This is a genomic window from Pseudomonas sp. Leaf59 (assembly GCF_920984685.1).
Lineage (GTDB): Bacteria > Pseudomonadota > Gammaproteobacteria > Pseudomonadales > Pseudomonadaceae > Aquipseudomonas.
Genome location: NZ_CAKLBR010000015.1, coordinates 49,537 through 74,140, shown reverse-complemented (window position 1 = coordinate 74,140; position 24,604 = coordinate 49,537). Strand labels below are relative to the sequence as shown.

The window sequence follows — 24,604 nt, the reverse complement described above, 5'->3', positions numbered from 1 at the left end:
GACTGCTCCTTGCGGGCCTGGAATAAACACTACTGCAACACAGGTTCATGACAATTTAGGCCAGTTTCCGTCGGCGGGACTATCCTGAAACGGTTATTCGGAGTTCATCACACGTCAAAAGGGAGCCAGCTTATGTGTATTCGCCATCCCCGCAACCCGATCTTCTGCCTGATCCCGCCGTACATGCTCGATCAGATCGCGCGCCACGGCGATAAAGCCCAACGCGAAATCGCACTGCGCACGCGCGCCAAGGACAGCACGTTCCGCTCGCTGCGCATGCTTGCCGTGCCCGCCAAGGGCACCGCGCACATGGCCCTGGCCATGGCCGCAGAAAAACGCCGTTCCATCTACAGCGCCGATGGCACCGACACCCTGCCGGGCAAGCTGATCCGCAGTGAAGGGCAGCCCGCCAGCGGCGATGCGGCAGTGGACGAGGCCTACGACGGCCTGGGCGCGACCTTCGATTTTTTCGACGAGGTGTTCGACCGCAACTCCATCGACGATTCCGGCATGGCGCTGGACGCCACGGTTCACTTTGGCCAGGCCTATAACAATGCATTCTGGAACTCGACCCAGATGGTGTTCGGCGATGGCGATCAGCAGTTGTTCAACCGCTTCACCATTGCGCTCGACGTGATCGGCCATGAGTTGGCCCACGGCGTCACCGAGGACGAAGCCAAGCTGATGTACTTCAACCAGTCCGGTGCGTTGAACGAGTCGCTGTCGGACGTGTTCGGCTCGCTGATCAAGCAGTACGCGTTGAAGCAGAAGGCCGAGGACGCCGACTGGTTGATCGGCAAGGGGCTGTTCACCAAAAAGATCAAGGGCACGGCGCTGCGCTCGATGAAAGCGCCGGGCACCGCGTTTGATGACGCCCTGTTGGGCAAGGACCCGCAGCCCGGGCATATGGATGACTTTGTGCATACCTATGATGACAACGGCGGCGTGCACATCAATTCCGGTATTCCCAACCATGCGTTCTATCAGGTCGCGACGAAGATCGGCGGGTTTGCCTGGGAGCGTGCCGGTCGCATCTGGTACGACGCCTTGCGCGACGCACGGCTGCGGCCGAACTCGGGGTTTCTGCGTTTTGCGCGCATCACCTATGATGTGGCCGGTCGCCTGTACGGCGCCAACAAGGACGAGCAGAAGGCCGTCAAGGCAGGCTGGAAAGCGGTGGGTATCAACGTCTGACAAACCGCCTGGGCGGTGAGGAACAGCCATGCGAATTTCGATCAAGGAAAACGGCGGCCCGGCATTTTTTCCGGGCCTGGCCAAACCTCGCAGCGTCGAGCTGGATGCGCTGCCCGAGCCGGATCAGCAGGAGCTGCGCCAACTGATCCAGGCGTCGGACTTCTTCAAGTTGCCGCAAAGCAATGCGCCGGAGCCCGGCAACCCGGGCCAGGTGCATTACACCCTGACCGTCACGGAGGGCGAGCGCGAGCACACGGTGTGCGTGCTCGCGCCGGTCAAGTCCCAGGCGCTGGATGGGCTGGTGCAGTGTGTGAGGCGCCACAGCCGATCTTGAGGTGATGTGCGGTTACTTGCGGTCCAGCCACACGGTCTTTGCGTTGCAGAACTCGCGCACGCCAAAGTGCGACAGCTCGCGGCCGAACCCGCTTTTCTTCACCCCGCCAAACGCCACGCGGGGGTCGGAGACGCTGAACGCGTTGACGAACACGCCGCCGGTTTCCAGCTCGTCGGTGATCGCCTGTGCCTTGGCCGCGTCGCGGGTGAAGATGCTGGCTGTGAGGCCGAACTCGCTGTCGTTGGCCAGCGCCACGGCATGCTCGGCGTCGCGGGCGGTGATGATCGAGGCCACCGGGCCGAACAGTTCCTGTTTGAATGAGGTCATCTGGTCGGTGACGTCGGCCAGGACGGTCGGCGCGTAGTAGTTGCCGGCGCCGTCGATTTTATGGCCGCCCAGCAGCAGGGTTGCACCTTGCGCGAGCGTGGCCTGGACCTGGCCGTGCAGCTCGTCGCGCAGGTCGAAGCGTGCCATGGGGCCGATGTAGGTGGCGGCGGATGTCGGGTCGCCCATCACCAGGGCACGGCTGGCGTCGAGGAATTTTTCGGTGAAGGCCTGAACCACGCCCTCTTCGATGATCAGGCGCTTGGCGGCGGCGCAAACCTGGCCGCTGTTCTGGAAGCGGCCGATGAGGGCGGCTTGCACGGCGGCGTCGAGGTCGGCGTCGTTGAGCACGATGAAAGGGTCGGAGCCGCCCAGTTCCAGCACGCATTTTTTCAGCGCAGCACCGGCCTGGGAGCCGATGGCCATGCCGGCGCGCACGCTGCCGGTGAGGGTGACAGCAGCGATGCGCGGGTCGGCAATGGCCTTGGACACGCCGTCCTGGGTCACGTTAATCACTTCGAACAAGCCTTCGGCGAAGCCGGCTGTGCGCATCGCCTGCTGGATCAGGTAGGCGCTGCCCATCACGTTCGGTGCGTGTTTGAGCACGTAGGTATTGCCGGCCAGCAGGCTCGGCACGGCGCCGCGCAGCACTTGCCACACCGGGAAGTTCCACGGCATCACCGCAAGGATAGGGCCCAGCGGGCGGTACTCAATGCGCGCGCTGCCGTTGTCGACCAAGGTCGGTTCTGCGGCGAGCATGGCCGGGCCGTGGGCGGCGTACCACTCGGTCATCAGCGCACATTTTTCGATTTCGGCGCGGGCCTGGGCGATGGGTTTGCCCATTTCCCGGGTGATCATCTGCGCCATGGTTTGGGCTTGCTCACGCAGGGCGCGGGCCAGGGCCAGCAGCAATTCGGCGCGCTGGCTCACAGGCTGGCGGCGCCAGGTGCGGAAGGCGGCAGTAGCACGGTCGAGCGCGGCATCCAGTTGCGCCTGGGTTTCGTACGGGTAGCTGCCGATGGTTTCGCCATTGGCGGGATTGATCGACAGGGCGTGAGTGTTGGAGGAAATCGCGTTCATGGCACCGTCCGGCTGAATGAGTGAATGACGCCAGCCTACGGGGCTGTATGTTTTCTTGAAAGTGAATAATATTAAGCAATACGTTCACGATTGGAGAATGGTGTGGATCTGGTGCAGCTGGAAATTTTCAAGGCCGTGGCCGAGCAGGGCAGTATCAGCGCGGCCGCGCAGTTGATTCATCGCGTGCCGTCGAACCTGACCACCCGCATCAAGCAACTGGAGCAGGACTTGGGCGTGGCGTTGTTTATCCGCGAGAAGAGCCGCCTGCGCCTGTCGCCGGCCGGCTGGAATTTCCTTGGCTACGCGCGGCGCATCCTCGATCTGGTGCAGGAGGCCCGGGCGACGGTGGCGGGGGAGGAGCCCCAGGGTGCGTTTGCGCTGGGCTCGCTGGAAAGCACGGCGGCGGTGCGTATCCCGGCGTTGCTTGCGGCCTATAACCAAAAGTACGTCAAGGTCGAGCTGGACCTGAGCACCGGGCCGTCGGGCACGATGATCGAAGGGGTGCTGTCCGGCCGGCTGGCGGCGGCGTTCGTCGATGGGCCGGTGCTGCACGCGACCCTTGAAGGCGTGGCGGTGTTCGAAGAGGAAATGGTGGTGATCGCGCCGCTGCACCATGCGCCGATCAGCCGGGGGCGGGACGTGAATGGCGAGAATATCTATACGTTTCGTTCGAACTGTTCCTACCGGCACCACTTTGAGCGCTGGTTCTCACACGATGGCGCGGTGCCGGGCAAGATCTTCGAGATGGAGTCGTACCACGGCATGCTGGCCTGCGTCAGCGCCGGTGCGGGCCTGGCGCTGATGCCGCGCAGCATGCTGGAAAGCATGCCGGGGTTTGCGGCGGTGAGCGTATGGCCACTGGCAGACGGGTTTCGCATGCTCAACACCTGGCTGATCTGGCGACGCGGCACCGTGTCCCAGAGCCTGAACAGCTTCGTGCGGTTACTGGAGGAACGCGCAATCTGAGCTATTTCAGGCAATCCCATCCCTGTGGCGAGCAGGCTTGTCCTGCGTTGGGCTGCGCAGCAGCCCCAAAACCATGCTCTGCGCAGTGTCAGGTAGACCGAGTTTTGCTTGATTGGGGGCGCTTCGCACCCCCCCAACGCGGGGCTTGCCCTAATGCCGTTCAGTTAAGCGCAGATTCCCTGTGGCGAGCAGGCTTGTCCTGCGTTGGGCTGCGCAGCAGCCCCAAAACCATACTCTGCGCAGTATCAGGTACACCGCGTTTTGCTCGATTGGGGGCGCTTCGCACCCCAACGCGGGGCAAGCCCGCTCGCCACGACAAGCCCGCTCGCCACAGAGGGGCCAGTTCGCCTGGGCTGGTGATCAGCCGCCGAATTGAAAGGTGCCCATGGCCAGTTTGGCCATGATCGCCGTTGCGCCCAGTTGCACCAGCCACAGCGCCAGGCCACCGAGGAACACGCCGAGCGCCACTTGCAGCACCAGGCTCTTCTGGCGCTTGGCGTGCGGCGCGCGCGGGGTGAAGTCGTGCAGTTCGTCGCGGTCGGCGCGCAGGTCAAGGTCCAGGTCGTCGTTTCTCATAGGGCTCTCACAGCAAAAGGGCAGTCGGGGTTCAGTCTAGGGGCTGCACACGAAAAAGGGGAAACCATCGGTTTCCCCTTTTTCATCACGACCGCCGGCTTACAGCACCTGGACGATCGCTTTTGTGACGGCGCCAATGTTCGATTGGTTCAACGCCGCTACGCAGATGCGCCCGGTGTCCAGCGCGTAGATGCCAAACTCGCTGCGCAGGCGCGTGACTTGCGCCACGCTCAGGCCGGAGTAGGAGAACATCCCGCGCTGACGGCCGACGAAGCTGAAGTCGTGGCCCGGTGCAGCTTTGGCCAGTTCGGCGACCATCTGCTCGCGCATGCCACGGATGCGCAGGCGCATTTCAGCCAGTTCGGCTTCCCACTGGGCGCGCAGCTCAGGGTTGTTCAGCACGGCTGCGACGATGGCGGCGCCGTGGGTCGGCGGGTTGGAGTAGTTGGTGCGGATCACGCGCTTGACCTGGGACAGGATGCGCGCGCTTTCTTCCGCGGATTCGCTGACGATCGACAGCGCGCCCACCCGTTCGCCGTACAGGGAGAACGACTTGGAGAACGAGCTGGACACAAAGAAGGTCAGCCCCGATTCGGCGAACAGGCGCACCGCAGCCGCGTCTTCGTGGATGCCGTCGCCGAAACCCTGGTACGCCATGTCGAGGAACGGCACGAGGTTTTTAGCCTTGACCACGTCCAGCACGTCCTGCCAGTCGGCCGGGCTGAGGTCGACGCCGGTCGGGTTGTGGCAGCAGGCGTGCAGCACCACGATGGATTGTGGCGGCAGGGCGTTGAGGTCTTCGAGCAGGCCGGCGCGGTTGACGTCGTGGGTGGCTGCGTCGTAGTAGCGATAGTTGTGGACCGGGAAACCGGCGGTTTCGAACAGCGCGCGGTGGTTTTCCCAGCTCGGGTCGCTGATGGCAACGACGGCGTCTGGCAGCAACTGCTTGAGGAAGTCAGCGCCGATTTTCAGCGCGCCGGTACCGCCGACGGCCTGCACTGTGACCACGCGGCCGGCGCTCAGCAGGGGCGACGCGTCACCGAACAACAGGGTTTGCACGGCCTTGTCATAGGCAGCGATCCCGTCAATCGGCAAGTAGCCACGGGCCGCGTGTTGCGCCACGCGTATTGCTTCCGCTTCGGCAACGGCACGCAAGAGTGGAATCTTCCCCTCCTCGTTGCAGTAAACGCCCACGCCAAGGTTGACCTTGGTGGTTCGTGTGTCGGCGTTGAATGCTTCGTTGAGGCCCAGGATTGGATCGCGTGGTGCCATTTCGACAGCGGAGAACAGGCTCATTTTGCGGCAGCTCTATGGGGGGAAGGGAGGGACGTGTCGCGCTCCGGCCGGAGGCACTAGAGCGGTGCACAAACGGGGAGCTAGTATAGAGGCCCGCACGGCCGAGGGCGACCGTTGAAACGGCTTTTCGGCCAAGTTTTTCGGTTGAGGCGCCGACCGTTAGTCTTATTGGCATTCAACAGGCCGGGGCTGTACAGGGGCCATACTGGCGCTATGTAGGACAAGTGCCTTGAAACCCGTCGCCTTCGCCACCACTTCTACAGTTATCATGATTTTTTCCTGCAGCCGGCGAAGCGTATTCGCCGGTTGCTGAGCTATTCGTCCTTGGCGGCCACAGGCCCGGGGTGACTGAAAGAGGTACGTTATGTCTGATTTCCAGCTCGTCACCCGCTTTGAACCGGCCGGCGACCAGCCTGAAGCCATTCGCCAGATGGTCGAAGGCATCGAGGCCGGCCTGGCGCACCAGACGCTGCTCGGGGTGACCGGTTCGGGCAAGACCTTCAGCATTGCCAACGTGATCGCGCAGATCAACCGCCCGACCCTGGTGCTGGCGCCGAACAAGACCCTGGCCGCGCAGCTGTACGGTGAGTTCAAGGCGTTCTTCCCGAACAACGCGGTGGAGTATTTCGTCTCCTACTACGACTACTACCAGCCCGAGGCTTATGTGCCGTCGTCCGACACCTTCATCGAGAAGGATGCGTCGATCAACGACCATATCGAGCAGATGCGCCTGTCGGCGACCAAGGCGTTGCTGGAGCGCAAGGACGCGATCATCGTCACCACCGTGTCGTGCATCTACGGCCTGGGCAGCCCGGAAACCTATCTGAAGATGGTGCTGCACGTCGACCGTGGCGACAAACTCGACCAGCGCGAATTGCTGCGTCGCCTGGCAAGCCTGCAGTACACCCGCAACGACATGGATTTTGCCCGCGCCACCTTCCGCGTGCGTGGCGATGTGATCGACATCTACCCGGCCGAATCGGACCTGGAAGCCATCCGCATCGAGCTGTTCGACGATGAAGTCGAAAGCCTGTCGGCCTTTGACCCGCTGACCGGCGAGGTGATCCGCAAGCTGCCGCGCTTCACCTTTTACCCCAAGAGCCACTATGTAACGCCCCGGGAAACCCTGATGGGCGCCATCGAAGGCATCAAGGTCGAGCTGGCCGAGCGCCTGGAATACCTGCGTGCCAACAACAAGCTGGTGGAAGCCCAGCGCCTGGAGCAGCGCACCCGCTTCGACCTGGAGATGATCCTGGAGCTGGGCTACTGCAACGGCATCGAAAACTACTCACGCTACCTGTCGGGCCGTGACTCCGGCGCGCCGCCGCCGACGCTGTACGACTACCTGCCGCCGGACGCTTTGCTGGTGATCGACGAGTCCCACGTCAGCGTGCCGCAGGTGGGCGCGATGTATAAGGGCGACCGCTCGCGCAAGGAAACCCTGGTGGAGTACGGTTTCCGCCTGCCGTCGGCGCTGGACAACCGGCCGATGCGGTTTGACGAGTGGGAGGCGATCAGCCCGCAGACCATTTTTGTGTCGGCCACGCCGGGCAATTATGAGGCCGAGCATGCGGGCCGGGTGATCGAGCAGGTGGTGCGACCGACCGGCCTGGTCGACCCGCAGATCGAAATCCGCCCGGCGCTGACCCAGGTCGATGACCTGCTGTCGGAGATCAACAAGCGCGTGGCGCTGGAAGAGCGGGTGCTGGTGACCACGCTGACCAAGCGCATGTCCGAGGACCTCACCGACTACCTGGCCGACCACGGCGTGCGCGTGCGATACCTGCACTCGGACATCGACACGGTGGAGCGCGTGGAGATCATCCGCGACCTGCGCCTGGGTACCTTTGATGTGCTGGTGGGCATCAACCTGCTGCGCGAAGGCCTGGACATGCCGGAAGTGTCGCTGGTGGCGATTCTGGATGCGGACAAGGAGGGCTTCCTGCGCTCCGAACGTTCGCTGATCCAGACCATCGGCCGCGCGGCGCGTAACCTCAATGGCCGGGCGATCCTGTATGCGGACCGCATCACCGGTTCCATGGAGCGCGCGATTGGCGAGACCGAGCGGCGCCGTGAAAAGCAGATTGCCTTCAACCTCGAGCACGGCATTACCCCCAAAGGCGTGTTCAAGGACGTCGCCGACATCATGGAAGGCGCCACCGTGCCGGGCTCGCGCAGCAAGAAGCGCAAGGGCATGGCCAAGGCCGCCGAGGAAAGCGCCAAGTACGAGAACGAATTGCGCTCGCCGAGTGAGATCACCAAGCGGATTCGCCAGTTGGAAGAGAAGATGTACCAGTTGGCGCGCGATCTTGAGTTCGAAGCGGCGGCGCAGACGCGCGATGAGATTGGCAAGTTGCGCGAGCGGTTGTTGGCTGTTTGATTTGTAGTGGTTGTGCCGGCCTCATCGGGGGCTTGCCCTGATGCCGTTCAGTTAAGCGCAGATTCCCTGTGGCGAGCAGGCTTGTCCTGCGTTGAGCTGCGCAGCAGCCCCAAAGCCAGGCGCTGAGCCGTGTCAGGTACACCGCGTTTTGCTCGATTGGGGGCGCTTCGCACCCCAACGCGGGGCAAGCCCGCTCGCCACAATAAGCCCACACATTTTCCTTAACTGACTGGCATTAGGGCAAGCCCCCTCCCACCTTGATGTGTGGACACGGTCAAATGTGGGAGGGGGCTTGCCCCCGATAGCCGCGCCTCGGTTTTCCAGATATCACCCAGGCTGTTACCATTCGCCCCTTGTTTCAATTTTCAGTTATATCGCCCATTCGAGACCTGCCATGACCACCGTCCGCACGCGCATCGCGCCATCGCCTACCGGCGATCCCCACGTCGGCACTGCTTACATCGCCTTGTTCAATTACTGCTTTGCCAAGCAGCACGGCGGTGAATTCATCCTGCGGATCGAAGACACCGACCAACTGCGCTCCACCCGCGAGTCGGAACAGCAGATTTTCGATGCCCTGCGCTGGCTCGGTATCACCTGGGCCGAAGGTCCGGACGTTGGGGGCCCGCACGGCCCGTATCGCCAGAGCGAGCGTAGCGATATTTACCAGCAATACACTCAGCAGCTGGTCGACATGGGCCATGCGTTCCCATGCTTCTGCACCGCTGAAGAGTTGGACCAGATGCGCGCCGAGCAACAGGCCCGTGGCGAAACCCCGCGCTACGACGGCCGCGCGCTGTTGCTTTCGAAAGAAGAAGTGGCCCGCCGCCTGGCCGCCGGTGAGCCGCACGTGATCCGCATGAAGGTGCCGAGCGAAGGCGTGTGCGTGGTGCCGGACATGCTGCGCGGTGACGTCGAGATCCCGTGGGACCGCATGGACATGCAGGTGCTGATGAAGACCGACGGTCTGCCGACGTACTTCCTCGCCAACGTGGTCGATGACCACCTGATGGGCATCACCCACGTGCTGCGCGGCGAAGAATGGCTGCCGTCGGCGCCGAAACTGATCCTGCTTTATGAATACTTCGGCTGGGAGCAGCCGCAGTTGTGCTACATGCCGCTGCTGCGTAACCCGGACAAGAGCAAGCTGTCCAAGCGCAAGAACCCGACCTCGGTGACGTTCTACGAGCGCATGGGCTTCATGCCTGAAGCGATGCTCAACTACCTGGGCCGCATGGGCTGGTCGATGCCGGACGAGCGCGAGAAGTTCTCGCTGCAGGAAATGGTCGACAACTTCGACTTGTCCCGCGTATCGCTGGGCGGGCCGATCTTCGATATCGAAAAACTGTCCTGGCTCAACGGCCAGTGGCTGCGTGACTTGCCGGTGGAAGCATTCGCCAGCCGCGTGCAGCAGTGGGCGTTGAACCCTGAGTACCTGATGAAGATCGCGCCGCTGGTGCAGGGCAGGGTGGAGACCTTCAGCCAGGTCGCTCCGTTGGCCAGCTTCTTCTTTGCCGGTGGCGTGAACCCGGACGCGAAGCTGTTCGAGTCCAAGAAGCTGTCGGGCGACCAGGTGCGCCAGTTGATGCAGCTGATTCTGTGGAAGCTCGAAAGCCTGCGCCAGTGGGAGAAGGACGCGATCACTGCGACGATTCAGGCGGTGGTCGAGTCCCTGGAATTGAAGCTGCGCGATGCCATGCCGCTGATGTTCGCTGCGATCACCGGGCAGGCCAGCTCGGTGTCGGTGCTCGATGCGATGGAAATTCTCGGACCGGATCTCACCCGCTTCCGCCTGCGCCAAGCGCTTGATTTGCTGGGTGGTGTTTCCAAGAAAGAAAACAAGGAATGGGAAAAGCTGCTGGGCGCTATCGGCTAAGTCCTCTGTGGCAGTGACGAAACCCCGGCTTTCCGGGGTTTCGTTGGTAAGTGATTGTTATCCCGGCAAAAAACTTTGGAAATTGTTGAAAATAAATTTGACACACTTCCAAACCGCCATTAAGATTCGCCCCGTCCTCACCGATGAGGGGCTATAGCTCAGCTGGGAGAGCGCTTGCATGGCATGCAAGAGGTCAACGGTTCGATCCCGTTTAGCTCCACCAATTTACAGGTTCAAGGTCTGGCCACACCGGCCTTGAGTCGATCAGCTCTCAGCGCTGATCAGTTGTACAGAAGGTTTTGTCCCCTTCGTCTAGTGGCCTAGGACACCGCCCTTTCACGGCGGTAACAGGGGTTCGAGTCCCCTAGGGGACGCCAGTTTCAACAAGCAGTTCGCAAGATCTGCTGCGCCGCCAGGCGATAAATCGGGGCTATAGCTCAGCTGGGAGAGCGCTTGCATGGCATGCAAGAGGTCAACGGTTCGATCCCGTTTAGCTCCACCAATCTACAGGTTCAAGGTCTGGCCACACCGGCCTTGAATCGATCAGCACTCAGCGCTGGTCTGTTGTACAGAAGGTTTGTGTCCCCTTCGTCTAGTGGCCTAGGACACCGCCCTTTCACGGCGGTAACAGGGGTTCGAGTCCCCTAGGGGACGCCACGATTACCCGTTCTGCGGGATTTTTAAGGGTCATTCAATTATTGAATGGCCCTTTTGTTTGTCTGGCGTTTGGCCAATCGCTGCTGATCCCTTCTCCCATTCCAACCTGCCGTCGCATCGCTCGCCTGCCAAGTATTATCATGATAATAATATCCGGCCCATGAACGACGGAGCCCTTTGATGAGCGATAAAAAAGCGCAAACCCGCGAACGCATTCTGCAGGCCGCCAGCGCCGCGCTGATCCAGCGCGGCCCGGCCGAGCCGAGTGTGGGCGAAGTCATGGCGGCGGCGGGGCTGACCGTCGGTGGTTTCTACGCGCACTTCGAAAGCAAGGACGCGTTGATGCTGGAGGCCTTTACCGCGTTGCTGGCCAGGCGTCGCGCGGCGATTCAGGACATCGATGCCCAACTCAGTGGCGAAGAGCGTCGCGGCCTGGCGGCGGCCTTCTACCTGTCGCGCAAGCATCGCGACTCCACCACGCAAGCCTGCCCGCTACCGGCCACCGTGGGCGAGATGGGCCGCCTGCCGGATGAATTCCGTCAGGCGCTCAATGAGCACACGGAGCTGATGGCCGCTCAACTGGCCGCCAGCCCCGAAGACACCGACAAGGCCCTGGCGGGCATGGCCTTGATGATCGGTGGCTTGTCACTTGCGCGCGCCCTTGGACCTGGCGAATTGTCGGATCGCGTGTTGCGCGCAGCGAAGTCGGCGGTGCGTTGATACACTGCCGCGCCGACATCAAACGACAGGAGCAAGGCATGGGCTGGGATCTGGCAACGCCGTTCATCATCGATCTGCAGGTCGGTCCCGAGGACATCGACGGCCTGGGGCACGCCAATAACGCGGTGTACGTATCCTGGCTGGAACGCTGCGCCTGGCGGCACTCACAGCGTCTGGGGCTGGACCTCACCGAGTATCGCCGCCTGGACCGTGCCATGGCCGTGGTGCGCCATGAGATCGACTACCTGGCGGCCGGCTACGAAGGCGATGAGCTGCAACTGGCCACCTGGATCGTCGACTGGGACCAGCGCCTGAAGATGACTCGCCGCTTTCAACTGATGCGCCCGCGTGACGGTGTCACCCTGTTGCGCGCGCAAACCACCTTCGTGTGTATCGAGCTGTCCAGCGGCAAGCCCAAGCGCATGCCCAGTGAGTTTCTCGACGGTTACGGCCCTGCGCTGACCGGGGGTTAACGTTTCCCGCAGGAAACCCAGTAAACTGCGCCACGATTTTTGTTGAGTGTTTTCCATGCAAATTGCCCTGGCGCCCATGGAGGGGTTGGTCGACAACATCCTGCGTGACGTGCTGACCCGCGTCGGCGGGATCGACTGGTGCGTGACCGAGTTCATCCGCGTCAACGACCGCCTGCTCACCCCGGCCTATTTCCACAAGCTCGCCCCTGAACTGCTGCAAGGTGCCCGGACCGCTGCGGGTGTGCCGCTACGTGTGCAGTTGCTCGGTTCGGACCCGGTGTGCCTCGCGGAAAACGCCGTCTTGGCCTGTGAGCTGGGCTCGCAGGTGATCGACTTGAACTTCGGCTGCCCGGCCAAGACGGTCAACAAGTCACGCGGTGGTGCGGTGCTGCTCAAGGAGCCGGAGCTGCTCAACCGGATTGTCGAGCACGTGCGTCGCGCCGTCCCGGCGCATATCCCGGTGACCGCCAAGATGCGCCTGGGCTTCGACAGCCCGGATGGCGCGCTGGTGTGTGCCACCGCGCTGGCCGAGGGCGGCGCGGCGCATATCGTGGTGCATGCGCGCACCAAGACCGACGGCTACAAGCCGCCGGCCCATTGGGAGTGGATCCCGCGAGTGCAGGACGTGGTCAAGGTGCCGGTGTTTGCCAATGGCGATATCTGGAGCGTTGAAGACTGGAAGCGTTGCCGCGAAATCAGTGGCGCCGAACACATCATGCTGGGCCGTGGTCTGGTCGCACGGCCCGACCTGGCGCGGCAGATTGCGGCCGCACGTGCCGGTGAGGACGTGGTGGAGATGACATGGGCGCAGATGCAGCCGATGCTCCATGACTTCTGGAGGCAGTCGGTGGCGCAGTTGACGGAAAAGCAGGCACCCGGTCGCTTGAAGCAGTGGCTGGCGATGCTGACGCGCAACTATCCGCAGGCGGTGGAGTTGTTCCACGCCTTGCGCCGCGAGACCGCATTGGACAAGGTCGCGGAGTTGATCGGTGTGCAACCTGCACTGAACGATTAAGTTCATATTCATAACGTTTTTAAACACTAAATCAGGGGGGCCATGGGCGCTCCTTTTTTTTGATCGTCTAAACGTAGTGTTCGGCAGTTGATTGATGTTGGCGCGGCGGCGGGAATCGCGCGCGCGTATTAACATGGGCGTCAGTCGAGGGAGGGGCTTAATGATTTCATGAGTTTAAAGTGTGGTCTGCTTATTACTTTATATATCTGTGCAAGCGCCGTTTGCACCGGCCAACACTCTGATTTTCCTGGGACAAAACGGGGTAAATTCTGATTTTCGATTTTGTTTTCCTTATGTGATCGCGGATTTCTGGAACTCAATATCGCCGCGCCCCACGAAAGTAGGGACTGCGAAGTGATGATGTTTACTTGCAGCCCAATCTATCGTTGCCGGTGTTAAATGATGACTGCGCCGGCGGCGTCACCCCAGGAATGAGATGAATCAGATGTCTACTATATCGATGAATAATGTTGCGGGTTTCAAGTCGGATGTTAATGCAAAAGGCGACACGGCTGCGCAGATAACGCAAGCGATGGAAAAGCCGGTCAATAACCTCGGGTTTGTTCCAAAAAAGGTCGGTGAGCCCGATGGCGCTGCCTTGATCACCGAAACCAGGGCCGCGAACCCGTTACGCGCTGAGACGAAAACCCTTCCAGCGACGCCTAGTGCGTTCAAAACGTAGGCCGAGATGAAGGCGGACGCAGAAGGAAAGGTCGATACCGCGCTGGACGCAGGGGCGCAAACGACGACCGCAGCAGAGACGGTGCATGAGCATGAGCACACAACGGCCGCGCACAAGGACGCTAAGCGGGAGACCACCGTAGGGGCTGACAGCGAGATCAAGGTCCGCCCAGGTATCAGGTCGCCTGCTCCAGCCGCTGGACATCCGATCTTTGGACGTTTTGGCTGAGACCGTCGGCGGGCTATGTCGATACAGCCTCGCAGACATCTTCACTAGCTAATGGCTGACCAAGACTCCCCGACTGCCCATGCAGTCGGGGAGACGCGTTCAAGGGGGGGGGTCATGTTTTCAATCTTCAATACATGCGCAGCAGGTTTCAGGGATGAGTATTACCGGGCGGTTACGGGCGTGTGCAGCGCTGTCCGCCACACGCCTTCGCACGTCCAGCAGCGTTACGTTTATCCCGAGCCTTCATGGGTGTTCGTACAACGCAACCGCGAGTGTTGCCGGCTTGCCGGTAACGGCATGCACCTGGTGAGCCTCTTAAGGACGGTGATGAACCAATGGCGGGGTGTTAGCGCAAGCGTGGAAAGCCCCTCGCACGTGTCCACAAAAGCCGTTGGCGAACAGCCCGCTGATATCTGGCGCGGTTTTCGCCAGAGCAATCAGGGCAACTGCGTCACGGTGGCAGCGATCAAGGTGGCCATGGCCCGGTTCGGTCAGAGCCCCGTAAGTATTTTCGAAAGGGTTCAGAGAGCGCCGCGCGGCTATGACGTGACGCTGCGGGACGGCCATACGCTCAGTGTGTCCAATCAGGAGTTGTCACAAGCCGCTCGCGAAGCACGTTTCAAAGGCGCGGATGCCGGAATGCTCAAGGATGCCAACTTTCTGTTTGCCGTCAGCGCCAAGCGCGCGCAGGAGCAAAACAACGACGGCACGGCGGGCGCCAGCTTCAGCGCGGCCATCAACAGCCTCAACGATGGCGAAGACGAGCAGGAAACCGGCGAGGCGCTCAAACGCCTGGGTTTGAGCCGTTATGTGAGAAAAGCCTCAGTCGCGGCCTTGGCCTGCGGCCAGTTGGGCATGATCAACACCGACGCCCATTCGGTTGCGGTGATTGGCGGACATGAAGAACTGTGGGGCCGCAGGGGCGGCGGGCCGAGGGAGGGCGAAGCGGTCGCCCTGGTGTGAGCGCCGCGCGCTACATCAGCAGCGTCCTGAACCGCTCGATGGGCAGCGGCCGGCTGTGCAGGTAACCCTGATACAGGTGACAGCCCAGGCCTTGCAGGAACGCCAGCTGTTCCAGGGTTTCCACGCCCTCGGCGATCACCTCCAGGTTCAGGCTGCGCGCCATCGCCACGATCGCGCGGATGATCTCGGCGTCGTTGGGGTCGTGGGTTGCATCGCGCACGAACGACTGGTCGATTTTCAGCGCATCCACCGGCAGGCGCTTGAGGTAGGTCAATGACGAATAGCCGGTGCCGAAGTCATCCATGGCAAAGCTCACGCCGAGCTTTTTCAGGCGGCGCATCTTCAGCACCGTGTCGTCCAGGCTCTGGATCACGATGCCTTCGGTGATTTCCAGTTTCAGCAGGCTGAACGGCAATGCATGTTGTTTGAGGCTGTGCTCCACCCGTTCCACAAAGTCGTTCTGGCGAAACTGCCGTGGGCTGATGTTCACGCACAGGCTGAAATTCAGCGGGTCCACCAGGCCGTCGGCGATCAATTGCGCAAAACCTGCGCAGGCCTCATCGAGAATCCAGGTGCCCACCTCGAGGATCAGGCCGCTGTCTTCCAGTACCTTGATAAATTCGGCCGGCGACTGCGCGCCCAGTTGCGGATGCTGCCAGCGCACCAGGGCCTCGGCCCCGACGATGTGGCTGCCGCGCGCATCCACCTGGGGCTGGTAATGCACGCTGAACTCGCCGCGCGAGAGCGCCAGGCGCAGGTCGGTTTCCATGCGCAGGCGTTCGCTGGCGGCTTTCTGCATGCTGTCGTGAAACATCTGCGTGGTGTTGCGCCCCGAGTCCTTGGCGCGGTACAGCGCAATGTCGGCGCGCTTGAGCAGGTCGGTCGGGGTCGAGCCATGGTCGGGAATCAACGCCACGCCAATGCTCGGTGTGACCTGCAGGCGGTGGCCGTCCAGGAACATCGGCTCCGAGAGCAAGTGGCGCAACGTCTCGGCGAGGTCCTGCACCTGCCGGCTGACCTCTGTGCGTGAACCTTGCAGGCCACTGAGCAGCACCACGAACTCATCGCCACCCAGGCGCGCGACGGTGTCCTCCATGCGCACGCTGGCTTCCAGGCGCGCGGTGATCATTTTCAGCACGGTGTCGCCCACCGGGTGCCCGAGGGAATCATTGATGTGCTTGAAATGGTCGAGGTCGAGAAACAGCAGGGCGCCACGCAGGTCATGGCGCTTGAGCAGGGCAATCTGCTGGCTCAGACGGTCCATCAGCAGCGCGCGGTTGGGCAGGTTGGTGAGTGGGTCGTGGTAGGCCAGGTGGCGGATCTGCGCCTGGGCGTTTTTCAGCAGGCTCACGTCCCGCGCGGTCAACAGCAGGCACGGGGTTTCATTGAGGGTAATCGGTTCTACCGAGACCTCCACCGACAGCACGTCGCCACGCCGGTTGTGCCAGAGCATTTCCAGGTGATGAATGCGGCCCTTGATCGCGAGTTCGGCCAATAACGCCGAGCGCTGGTTTTCATCGGCCCAGATGCCGATCTGGTACAGCGTGAGGCCGATGGCCTCCTCGGCGCGATAGCCGGTCAGGCGGCAAAAGCCGTCATTGACCTCGACATACCGGCCCGTGTCGCGTTCGGTGATGGAAATCGCGTTGGGACTGGCATGAAATACGCTGGCGAATTTTTCTTCGGAGGCAATGAGCCGTTGTTCGCGCTCGACCTGGTCGGTGATGTCCAGCAGGGTGCCGGCCATGCGCAGCGGGGCGCCGTGTTCGTCGCGATACAGCCGGGCGCGGCTTTCCAGGTAGCGCGCGCTGCCGTCTTCCAGAGGCACGCGGTAAATCAGCTGGTAATTGCCGGCCGGGCCCTTGCGCAGAGTGCGGTAGGCGCTACGCATGTTGTCGCGATCGGAATCGGGCATGCCTTCGAAAAATGCCTCGAAAGGCTCATGGAAGGGTTCGGGCGGCAAGCCATGCAGTTGAGCGGCGCGGGCCGAGCCGTAGAGCATGCCGGTGGGAATGTGCCAGTCCCAGGTGCCCAGTTGCGCCGACTCCAGCGCCAGGTCGAGGCGCTCCTGGCTGTCCTTGAGCGCCTGCTCGGCAGTGTTGTGCTCGGGGTCGACAGGGGTGTGCATTATCAAAGGGCCTTGGCTCGATGGGCAGACAGCGCGGTTTTGTTCAAGGCCCACGGCCGCACGGTGTTATGCCGGTATCCCTGGCAGATCGACCTGTGCATCCAGCAGGCTCATGAAAGCTCGTGCAGCGTTCGACAGCGTCCTTTCGGTGTGCACGATATAGCCTAGCTGGCGACTGAGCTGTATGCCCGGCAAAGCGATGCTTGTTACCTGATCATCGAGCATGGTGCGCGGCAGCACGCTCCAGGCCAGGCCGATGGAGACCATCATCTTGATGGTTTCCAGGTAATTGGTGCTCATCGCGATGTTGGGCGTGAGGCCCTGGGCGCCGAACAGCTTGCTGACAATATGATGGGTAAAGGTATTGCCGCCGGGAAAAACCGCCGGATGCCGTGCGATATCGGCCAGGCTCACGCGGGCGTTGCCGGTCAGGCTGTGTTCCGGCGCCACCACAAAGTCCAGCGGGTCATCCCACACCGGCGTGGCGCGCACCAGGTGATGGGGCGCGGGCGCCAGGGTGATCACGGCCACTTCGGCGCGGCCGTGGAGGATTTCTTCGTAGGCCACTTCCGAATCGAGGAACTGAATATCCAGCGCGACGTGGGGGTATTCCCGGGTAAAGGCGCGCAGGATCGGTGGCAGGCGATGCAGGCCGATGTGGTGACTGGTGGCCAGGGTGAGGCGCCCGCTGACTTCGCCGGTGAGGTTGGTGAGCGCGCGGCGGGTGTCATCCAGCACATTGAGGATCTGATAGGCGCGCGGCAGCAAGGCCCGGCCCGCCTCGGTGAGGCCTACCTCGCGGCCCAGGCGGTCGAACAGCCGTACGTTCAATTGCTGTTCCAGGCCGGCAATGCGTTTGCTGATGGCCGGTTGGGTTAGGTGCAGGCGTTCGCCGGCACCGGAAAAGCTGCCGCTCTCGGCGATGGCAATAAAGGCATTGAGGTTGGCCAGGTCCATGGTGGTATTCCAGTTGGTAATCCAAAGCATAAAAATTATGAATTTGAGTTATTTAATGTAGCGCCATACCATCAGCCTCACAAGCCAAAGGGTTATTGAAAAGCCCGGCATAGAGATGCACCGCTGATGAGGACCGACTGATGGCCGGCAAAACGCTGTACGACAAGCTTTGGGATTCCCATGAAGTGAAACGTCGCGATGATGGATCGTCGCTGATCTACATCGACCGTCACATCATCCATGAAGTGACCTCGCCCCAAGCGTTCGAAGGCCTGCGACTGGCCGGGCGCAAGCCCTGGCGCGTCGACTCGATCATCGCCACTCCCGACCACAACGTGCCGACCACCCCGGAACGCAAGGGTGGCATCGACGCAATTGCCGACACCGTGTCGCGCCTGCAGGTGCAGACCCTCGACGACTATTGCGACGAATATGGCATCACCGAATTCAAGATGAATGATGTGCGCCAGGGCATCGTCCACGTGATCGGCCCGGAGCAGGGCGCGACCTTGCCGGGCATGACCGTGGTCTGCGGTGACTCCCACACGTCCACCCACGGCGCGTTCGGTGCCCTGGCCCATGGCATCGGCACGTCCGAGGTGGAGCACGTGTTCGCCACTCAGTGCTTGGTCGCCAAAAAAATGAAGAACATGCTGGTGCGCGTCGAAGGCACGTTGCCGTTCGGCGTGACTGCCAAGGACATCGTGCTCGCCGTGATCGGCAAGATCGGCACCGCCGGCGGTAACGGCCACGCCATCGAGTTCGCCGGCAGCGCGATTCGCGACCTGTCCATCGAAGGCCGCATGACCATCTGCAACATGTCCATCGAAGCCGGTGCCCGTGTAGGCATGGTGGCGGCGGATGAGAAAACCGTCGAGTACGTCAAGGGGCGTCCGTTTGCGCCACAAGGCGCCGATTGGGACGCTGCGGTCGAGGCCTGGAAAGACCTGGTCTCCGACGCCGATGCGGTGTTCGACACCGTGGTCGAGCTGGACGCTACGCAGATCAAGCCGCAAGTCAGCTGGGGCACCTCGCCGGAAATGGTCCTGGCCGTCGACCAGAACGTGCCGGACCCGGCGCAGGAAACCGACCTGGTCAAGCGCGGTTCCATCGAGCGCGCCTTGAAGTACATGGGCCTCAAAGCCAACCAGGCGATTACCGACATTCAATTGGATCGCGTATTCATCGGCTCCTGCACCAACTCGCGCATCGAAGACCTGCGCGCGGCGGCGGTGATCGCCAAGGGCCGCAAGGTGGCTTCGACCATCAAGCAAGCGATCGTGGTGCCGGGCTCGGGCCTGGTCAAGGCGCAAGCCGAAGCCGAAGGCCTCGACAAGATCTTCCTCGAAGCCGGTTTTGAATGGCGTGAGCCGGGCTGCTCGATGTGCCTGGCGATGAACCCGGACCGTCTTGAGTCGGGCGAGCATTGCGCGTCCACCTCCAACCGTAACTTCGAAGGCCGTCAGGGCGCCGGCGGGCGTACTCACCTGGTCAGCCCGGCCATGGCCGCTGCGGCCGCCGTCAACGGTCGTTTCATCGACGTTCGCGAATTGATCTGAGGAATTCCTGATGAGAGCTTTTACCCAACACACCGGTCTGGTCGCGCCGTTGGACCGTGCCAACGTGGACACCGACCAGATCATTCCCAAGCAGTTCCTGAAGTCGATCAAACGCACCGGTTTCGGCCCCAACCTGTTCGACGAGTGGCGCTACCTGGATGTGGGCTATGCCTATCAGGACAACTCCAAGCGTCCGCTGAACAAGGATTTCGTGCTCAACGCCGAGCGTTATCAGGGCGCCAGCGTGTTGCTGGCGCGGGAAAATTTCGGTTGCGGCTCCAGCCGTGAACACGCGCCGTGGGCCCTGGAAGAATACGGCTTTCGCAGCATCATCGCGCCGAGCTACGCCGACATCTTCTTCAACAACAGCTTCAAGAACGGGCTGCTGCCGATCATCCTCACCGATGCCGAAGTGGACGAGCTGTTCAAGCAGGTGGAAGCCGAAGAGGGTTACCAGTTGACTGTCGACCTGGCGGCACAGACGGTGACTCGTCCGGATGGCAAGGTGTACCACTTTGAGGTGGACGCGTTCCGCAAGCACTGCCTGATCAATGGCCTGGACGATATCGGCCTGACCTTGCAGGACGGCGATGCGATTGCGGCATTTGAGAGCAAGCATCGGGCGAGCCAGCCCTGGTTGTTTCGTGATGCCTGAATTGATGTAGGCAGGGCCGCCGTCATCGGGAGCAAGCCCCTCCCACGGGTGGAATGTGTTCCCCTGTGGGAGGGGGCTTGCTCCCGATGAGGCCAGTGTTAACACCACAACACCCAAGGACAGTCCCCATGACCCAGACCGCCCACACCCAAGTCGTGCAAAAACAATTCGGCGAGCAGGCCTCGGCCTACCTGAGCAGTGCCGTGCACGCCCAGGGCAGCGAATTTGCACTGCTGCAGGCCGAACTGGCTGGGCAAGGCGATGCACGCCTGCTGGACCTGGGCTGCGGCGCCGGGCATGTGAGCTTTCACGTTGCGCCGCTGGTTAAAGACGTGGTGGCCTACGACCTGTCCCAGCAGATGCTCGACGTGGTGGCCGCCGCCGCGCAGGACCGTGGTTTTACCAATATCAGCACCGTCCATGGCGCCGCCGAACGTCTGTCCTTCGCCGATGGCGAGTTCGACTTCGTGTTCAGCCGCTATTCGGCTCACCACTGGAGCGACCTCGGCCTGGCCCTGCGCGAAGTGCGCCGCGTACTCAAGCCGGGCGGGGTAGCGGCGTTCGTCGACGTGTTGTCGCCGGGCAGTCCGTTGCTGGACACTTACCTGCAAACCGTCGAAGTGCTGCGCGACACCAGCCATGTGCGTGATTACTCGGCCGCCGAGTGGATGCGCCAGCTCAGCGAAGCCGGTTTGCATGTACGCAGCAGCAGCCGTCAGCGTCTGCGCCTGGAATACACCTCCTGGGTGGAGCGCATGCGCACGCCACCGGCCTTGCGTGCGGCCATCCTTGAGCTGCAACAGGCGATGGGCCAGGAAGTGCGCGATTACTTCGAGATTCAGGCCGATGGCACCTTCAGCACCGATGTGCTGGTGGTGTGGGCCGAACGCTGATCAATTTTCCCGACCTGCCTGCGGGCGGGTCGCTTGATGAAATGAGGAACCCATGAGCAAGCAGATTCTGATTCTCCCTGGCGACGGTATCGGTCCGGAAATCATGGCCGAAGCGGTCAAGGTGCTGGAATTGGCCAACAGCAAGTACAGCCTGGGCTTCGAACTGAGCCACGACGTGATCGGCGGCGCGGCCATCGACAAGCACGGCGTGCCGCTGGCCGACGAAACCCTGGACCGCGCCCGTGCGGCCGACGCCGTGCTGCTCGGCGCCGTGGGTGGGCCCAAGTGGGACAAGATCGAACGCGACATCCGCCCCGAGCGCGGCCTGCTGAAGATCCGCGCGCAACTGGGCCTGTTCGGCAACCTGCGCCCGGCGATCCTCTATCCGCAACTGGCCGACGCTTCGAGCCTCAAGCCGGAAGTGGTGGCGGGCCTGGATATCCTCATCGTGCGTGAGCTGACCGGCGGCATTTACTTCGGCTCGCCACGGGGCGTGCGTGAGCTGGAAAATGGCGAGCGCCAGGCCTACGACACGCTGCCATACAGCGAGAGCGAAATCCGCCGTATCGCCCGTGTCGGGTTCGACATGGCTCGCGTGCGTGGCAAGAAGGTCTGCTCGGTGGACAAGGCCAACGTGCTGGCCTCCAGCCAACTGTGGCGCGAAATCGTCGAAGAAGTCGCCAAGGACTACCCCGACGTCGAACTGAGCCACATGTACGTCGACAATGCCGCCATGCAACTGGTGCGCGCGCCCAAGCAGTTTGATGTGATTGTCACCGACAACCTGTTCGGCGACATCCTGTCCGACCAGGCCTCGATGCTCACCGGCTCCATTGGCATGCTGCCGTCAGCGTCCCTGGACACCAATAACAAAGGCATGTACGAGCCGTGTCACGGTTCGGCGCCGGACATCGCGGGGCAGGGCATTGCCAACCCGCTGGCGACCATTTTGTCCGTTTCGATGATGCTGCGTTACAGCTTCAACCTGGGCGACGCGGCGGACGCTATCGAGAACGCCGTCAGCCTGGTGCTGGACCAGGGTTTGCGCACCGGCGACATCTGGTCGCAGGGTTGCACCCGGGTCGGGACGCAAGAAATGGGCGACGCAGTAGTCGCCGCGCTGCGGAATCTGTAATCTCTCGGGCCCGTTTGCAGTTGTTGCTGCCAGGCGGCCCACTTTTGAACAAGGTGTAGTTGCGATGAAACGTGTAGGTCTGATCGGTTGGCGCGGTATGGTCGGTTCCGTGCTCATGCAGCGGATGCTGGAAGAGCAGGATTTCGATCTTATTGAGCCGGTGTTTTTCACCACTTCGAACGTGGGTGGCCAAGGGCCGTCTGTGGGCAAGGATATTGCTCCGCTCAAGGACGCCTACAGCATTGAAGAGCTGAAAACCCTCGACGTGATTCTGACCTGCCAGGGCGGCGACTACACCAGTGAAGTCTTCCCCAAGCTGCGTGAAGCCGGCTGGCAGGGTTACTGGATCGACGCCGCCTCGAGCCTGCGGATGCAGGATGACGCAGTGATCATCCTCGACCCGGTCAATCGCAAGGTCATCGACCAGCAACTGGACGCCGGCACCAAAAACTACGTCGGCGGCAACTGCACCGTCAGCCTGATGCTGATGGGTCTGGGTGGCCTGTTCGAAGCCGGTCTGGTCGAATGGATGAGTGCCATGACCTATCAGGCGGCGTCCGGCGCCGGCGCGCAGAACATGCGTGAGCTGATCAAGCAGATGGGCGCGACCCACGCTGCCGTTGCCGATCAACTGGCCGACCCGGCCAGCGCGATCCTCGATATTGACCGCCGTGTGGCCGACGCCATGCGCAGCGAGGCTTACCCGACCGAGAACTTCGGTGTGCCATTGGCCGGCAGCCTGATCCCGTGGATCGACAAGGAACTGCCGAACGGTCAGAGCCGCGAAGAGTGGAAGGCCCAGGCCGAGACCAACAAGATCCTCGGTCGCTTCAAGAGCCCGATCCCGGTGGATGGCATCTGCGTGCGCATCGGCGCCATGCGCTGCCACAGCCAGGCGCTGACCATCAAGCTGAACAAGGACGTGCCGATTGCCGATATCGAAGGGCTGATCAGCCAGCACAACCCGTGGGTCAAGCTGGTGCCGAACAACCGTGATATCAGCATGCAGGAGCTGAGCCCGACCAAGGTCACCGGCACCCTGAATGTACCGGTGGGCCGTCTGCGCAAGCTGAACATGGGCAGCCAGTTCCTTGGTGCGTTCACCGTGGGCGACCAACTGCTGTGGGGCGCGGCCGAGCCGCTGCGTCGGATGCTGCGGATTCTGCTGGAGCGTTGATGGCTGTCGGATGTTGAAAACCCCGTGCTCTGGTGACAGGCGCGGGGTTTTTTATTGGCTTTGCGGGCCTCATCGGGAGCAAGCCCCCTCCCACATTTAATAGTGTTCACACATCGAAATGGGGGAGGGGGCTTGCTCCCGGTAGGGCCATCAGCTTCACCACCAGACCCAGTCCAATTGCCTCACCCCCAACCACCCGGTAAAGTGCCGCTCCCCCCGCAATGCCCGAGGCAGCCTCCATGACCCAGACCTTTGAAATCGCCGTGATCGGCGCCACCGGCACCGTCGGCGAGACCCTGGTGCAGATTCTCGAAGAGCTGTCATTCCCGGTCGGCACTCTGTATCTGCTGGCGGGCAGCAATTCCGCCGGTGCGTCGGTGCCGTTTCGTGGCAAGAACGTGCGGGTGCGGGAAGTCGATGAGTTCGATTTCAGCAAGGCGCAGTTGGCGTTCTTTGCCGCAGGGCCGGCGGTGACCCTGGGTTTCGCCCCGCGCGCCATCGCAGCCGGGTGTGCGGTGATCGATCTGTCCGGCGCGTTGCCGGCCGAACAGGCGCCGCCTGTGGTGCCGGAAGCCAATGCCCACGTGCTGGAAGGCTTGAAAAAACCGTTCCAGGTCAGCAGCCCCAGCCCATCGGCGACTAACCTCGCCGTGGTGCTGGCGCCGTTGCGCGGCCTGGTGGATATCCTGCGCGTCAGCGTCACCGCCAACCTGGCGGTGTCGGCCCTGGGCCGCGAAGCGGTCAGCGAACTCGCCCGGCAAACCGCAGAATTGCTGAACGTGCGTCCACTGGAGCCGGCTTTCTTTGACCGGCAAATGGCCTTCAACCTGTTGGCACAAGTCGGCAAGCCAGATGCGAAAGGTCATACAGACCTTGAGAAACGTCTGATACACGAACTGCGCGCAGTGCTGGACACTCCGGCGCTGAAAATTTCCGCCACCTGCGTTCAAGCCCCGGTGTTCTTTGGCGACAGCCTAACGGTGTCGTTGCAACTGGCGGCGCCGGTGGATCTTGCCGCCGTCAACCGCGCACTCGAAGCCGCGCCGGGTATCGAGCTTGTGGAGGAGGGGGATTACCCCACCGCCGTGGGCGATGCGGTGGGTCAGGACGTGGTGTATGCAGGGCGCGTTCGCGCAGGTGTGGACGACCCTGCGGAACTAAATATGTGGCTGACGTCAGATAACGTACGCAAGGGCGCAGCCCTGAATGCAGTGCAGTTGGCGCAGTTGTTGATAAAACGCCTTGTGTAAAAGATACTTGGCGGCAATTTGTAGATTGATTCTAACCAGGCGCTATGCTTGGTCGGAAGCGGCACAGAAGCGCGTCGGTAACCTAT

21 protein-coding genes and 4 tRNA genes are annotated in these 24,604 nt (G+C 62.1%); 20 read left to right on the top strand and 5 right to left on the bottom strand.

What is annotated here, in order from left to right; genetic code table 11:
- Positions 1 to 132 precede the first annotated feature (132 nt).
- Both LUB09_RS16610 and LUB09_RS16605 read left to right on the top strand, forming a co-directional pair.
- On the top strand, positions 133 to 1,194 hold the full coding sequence (locus LUB09_RS16610; RefSeq protein ID WP_209983210.1) for a M4 family metallopeptidase: 1,062 nt from the start codon (positions 133 to 135) through the stop codon (positions 1,192 to 1,194).
- Positions 1,195 to 1,222: 28 nt separating this feature from the next.
- Positions 1,223 to 1,528: a protealysin inhibitor emfourin gene (locus tag LUB09_RS16605; protein WP_231423071.1), complete on the top strand. Its 306-nt coding sequence runs from the start codon at positions 1,223 to 1,225 to the stop codon at positions 1,526 to 1,528.
- A 12-nt stretch (positions 1,529 to 1,540) separates the two neighbouring features.
- Here LUB09_RS16605 and LUB09_RS16600 read toward each other — a convergent pair whose 3' ends face one another.
- The gene (locus tag LUB09_RS16600) at positions 1,541 to 2,932 is read right to left on the bottom strand and encodes an aldehyde dehydrogenase family protein (RefSeq protein WP_231423070.1); all 1,392 of its coding nucleotides are present in this window, start codon (positions 2,930 to 2,932) and stop codon (positions 1,541 to 1,543) included.
- 102 nt (positions 2,933 to 3,034) lie between these two features.
- Here LUB09_RS16600 and ptrR point away from each other — a divergent pair, with 102 nt between their 5' ends.
- Positions 3,035 to 3,898 (top strand): putrescine utilization regulator PtrR, encoded by an 864-nt coding sequence (ptrR, locus tag LUB09_RS16595; protein ID WP_231423069.1) that lies wholly within the window; start codon positions 3,035 to 3,037, stop codon positions 3,896 to 3,898.
- A gap of 360 nt (positions 3,899 to 4,258) precedes the next feature.
- On the opposite strand, the gene LUB09_RS16590 is transcribed toward ptrR, so the two are convergent.
- Together LUB09_RS16590 and LUB09_RS16585 are read right to left on the bottom strand one after the other, a co-directional pair.
- Entirely contained in the window at positions 4,259 to 4,474 is a 216-nt protein-coding gene (locus LUB09_RS16590; protein WP_015372505.1) for a hypothetical protein, read from the bottom strand.
- A gap of 99 nt (positions 4,475 to 4,573) precedes the next feature.
- Positions 4,574 to 5,770, bottom strand: a complete 1,197-nt coding sequence (locus tag LUB09_RS16585) for an amino acid aminotransferase (protein WP_209983201.1) — start codon at positions 5,768 to 5,770, stop codon at positions 4,574 to 4,576.
- A 364-nt stretch (positions 5,771 to 6,134) separates the two neighbouring features.
- Here LUB09_RS16585 and uvrB point away from each other — a divergent pair, with 364 nt between their 5' ends.
- The 11 genes from uvrB (at position 6,135) to LUB09_RS16530 (ending at position 14,764) form a co-directional block, all read left to right on the top strand.
- Complete coding sequence (gene uvrB / locus LUB09_RS16580; RefSeq protein WP_003234351.1) at positions 6,135 to 8,150, top strand: excinuclease ABC subunit UvrB; 2,016 nt, start codon at positions 6,135 to 6,137, stop codon at positions 8,148 to 8,150.
- Positions 8,151 to 8,544: 394 nt separating this feature from the next.
- Entirely contained in the window at positions 8,545 to 10,026 is a 1,482-nt protein-coding gene (gltX, locus tag LUB09_RS16575) for a glutamate--tRNA ligase (RefSeq protein WP_231423068.1), read from the top strand.
- 147 nt (positions 10,027 to 10,173) lie between these two features.
- Positions 10,174 to 10,249: transfer RNA gene (locus LUB09_RS16570), tRNA-Ala, on the top strand.
- A 78-nt stretch (positions 10,250 to 10,327) separates the two neighbouring features.
- Positions 10,328 to 10,403, top strand: a tRNA-Glu gene (locus LUB09_RS16565).
- A 49-nt stretch (positions 10,404 to 10,452) separates the two neighbouring features.
- A tRNA-Ala gene (locus LUB09_RS16560) sits at positions 10,453 to 10,528 on the top strand.
- Positions 10,529 to 10,607: 79 nt separating this feature from the next.
- Positions 10,608 to 10,683: transfer RNA gene (locus LUB09_RS16555), tRNA-Glu, on the top strand.
- A 180-nt stretch (positions 10,684 to 10,863) separates the two neighbouring features.
- Positions 10,864 to 11,403, top strand: coding sequence for a TetR/AcrR family transcriptional regulator (locus tag LUB09_RS16550; RefSeq protein WP_209983197.1), 540 nt, complete (start codon positions 10,864 to 10,866; stop codon positions 11,401 to 11,403).
- Positions 11,404 to 11,441: 38 nt separating this feature from the next.
- Positions 11,442 to 11,876, top strand: coding sequence for an acyl-CoA thioesterase (locus tag LUB09_RS16545; protein ID WP_231423067.1), 435 nt, complete (start codon positions 11,442 to 11,444; stop codon positions 11,874 to 11,876).
- 55 nt (positions 11,877 to 11,931) lie between these two features.
- Entirely contained in the window at positions 11,932 to 12,891 is a 960-nt protein-coding gene (locus tag LUB09_RS16540; protein ID WP_209983192.1) for a tRNA dihydrouridine synthase, read from the top strand.
- 436 nt (positions 12,892 to 13,327) lie between these two features.
- Positions 13,328 to 13,573 carry a hypothetical protein gene (locus LUB09_RS16535; protein ID WP_231423066.1) on the top strand — a complete coding sequence of 82 codons (246 nt, stop codon included), beginning with the start codon at positions 13,328 to 13,330 and terminating at the stop codon, positions 13,571 to 13,573.
- A 603-nt stretch (positions 13,574 to 14,176) separates the two neighbouring features.
- A complete protein-coding gene (locus LUB09_RS16530) occupies positions 14,177 to 14,764 on the top strand; it encodes a hypothetical protein (RefSeq protein WP_231423065.1) in 588 nt (195 codons plus the stop codon).
- 10 nt (positions 14,765 to 14,774) lie between these two features.
- Here LUB09_RS16530 and LUB09_RS16525 read toward each other — a convergent pair whose 3' ends face one another.
- Both LUB09_RS16525 and LUB09_RS16520 read right to left on the bottom strand, forming a co-directional pair.
- On the bottom strand, positions 14,775 to 16,892 hold the full coding sequence (locus LUB09_RS16525; protein WP_231423064.1) for a putative bifunctional diguanylate cyclase/phosphodiesterase: 2,118 nt from the start codon (positions 16,890 to 16,892) through the stop codon (positions 14,775 to 14,777).
- 66 nt (positions 16,893 to 16,958) lie between these two features.
- On the bottom strand, positions 16,959 to 17,849 hold the full coding sequence (locus LUB09_RS16520) for a LysR family transcriptional regulator (RefSeq protein ID WP_209983185.1): 891 nt from the start codon (positions 17,847 to 17,849) through the stop codon (positions 16,959 to 16,961).
- A gap of 140 nt (positions 17,850 to 17,989) precedes the next feature.
- Here LUB09_RS16520 and leuC point away from each other — a divergent pair, with 140 nt between their 5' ends.
- The 6 genes from leuC (at position 17,990) to LUB09_RS16490 (ending at position 24,518) form a co-directional block, all read left to right on the top strand.
- On the top strand, positions 17,990 to 19,408 hold the full coding sequence (gene leuC, locus LUB09_RS16515; RefSeq protein WP_209983183.1) for a 3-isopropylmalate dehydratase large subunit: 1,419 nt from the start codon (positions 17,990 to 17,992) through the stop codon (positions 19,406 to 19,408).
- A gap of 10 nt (positions 19,409 to 19,418) precedes the next feature.
- Positions 19,419 to 20,063 (top strand): 3-isopropylmalate dehydratase small subunit, encoded by a 645-nt coding sequence (gene leuD, locus LUB09_RS16510; RefSeq protein ID WP_209983181.1) that lies wholly within the window; start codon positions 19,419 to 19,421, stop codon positions 20,061 to 20,063.
- 128 nt (positions 20,064 to 20,191) lie between these two features.
- The gene (locus LUB09_RS16505) at positions 20,192 to 20,956 is read left to right on the top strand and encodes a class I SAM-dependent methyltransferase (RefSeq protein ID WP_209983180.1); all 765 of its coding nucleotides are present in this window, start codon (positions 20,192 to 20,194) and stop codon (positions 20,954 to 20,956) included.
- Positions 20,957 to 21,008: 52 nt separating this feature from the next.
- Complete coding sequence (gene leuB, locus LUB09_RS16500) at positions 21,009 to 22,091, top strand: 3-isopropylmalate dehydrogenase (RefSeq protein ID WP_209983178.1); 1,083 nt, start codon at positions 21,009 to 21,011, stop codon at positions 22,089 to 22,091.
- Positions 22,092 to 22,155: 64 nt separating this feature from the next.
- Complete coding sequence (asd, locus tag LUB09_RS16495; RefSeq protein WP_003234328.1) at positions 22,156 to 23,268, top strand: aspartate-semialdehyde dehydrogenase; 1,113 nt, start codon at positions 22,156 to 22,158, stop codon at positions 23,266 to 23,268.
- A gap of 239 nt (positions 23,269 to 23,507) precedes the next feature.
- Entirely contained in the window at positions 23,508 to 24,518 is a 1,011-nt protein-coding gene (locus LUB09_RS16490; RefSeq protein WP_209983176.1) for an aspartate-semialdehyde dehydrogenase, read from the top strand.
- Positions 24,519 to 24,604 lie beyond the last annotated feature (86 nt).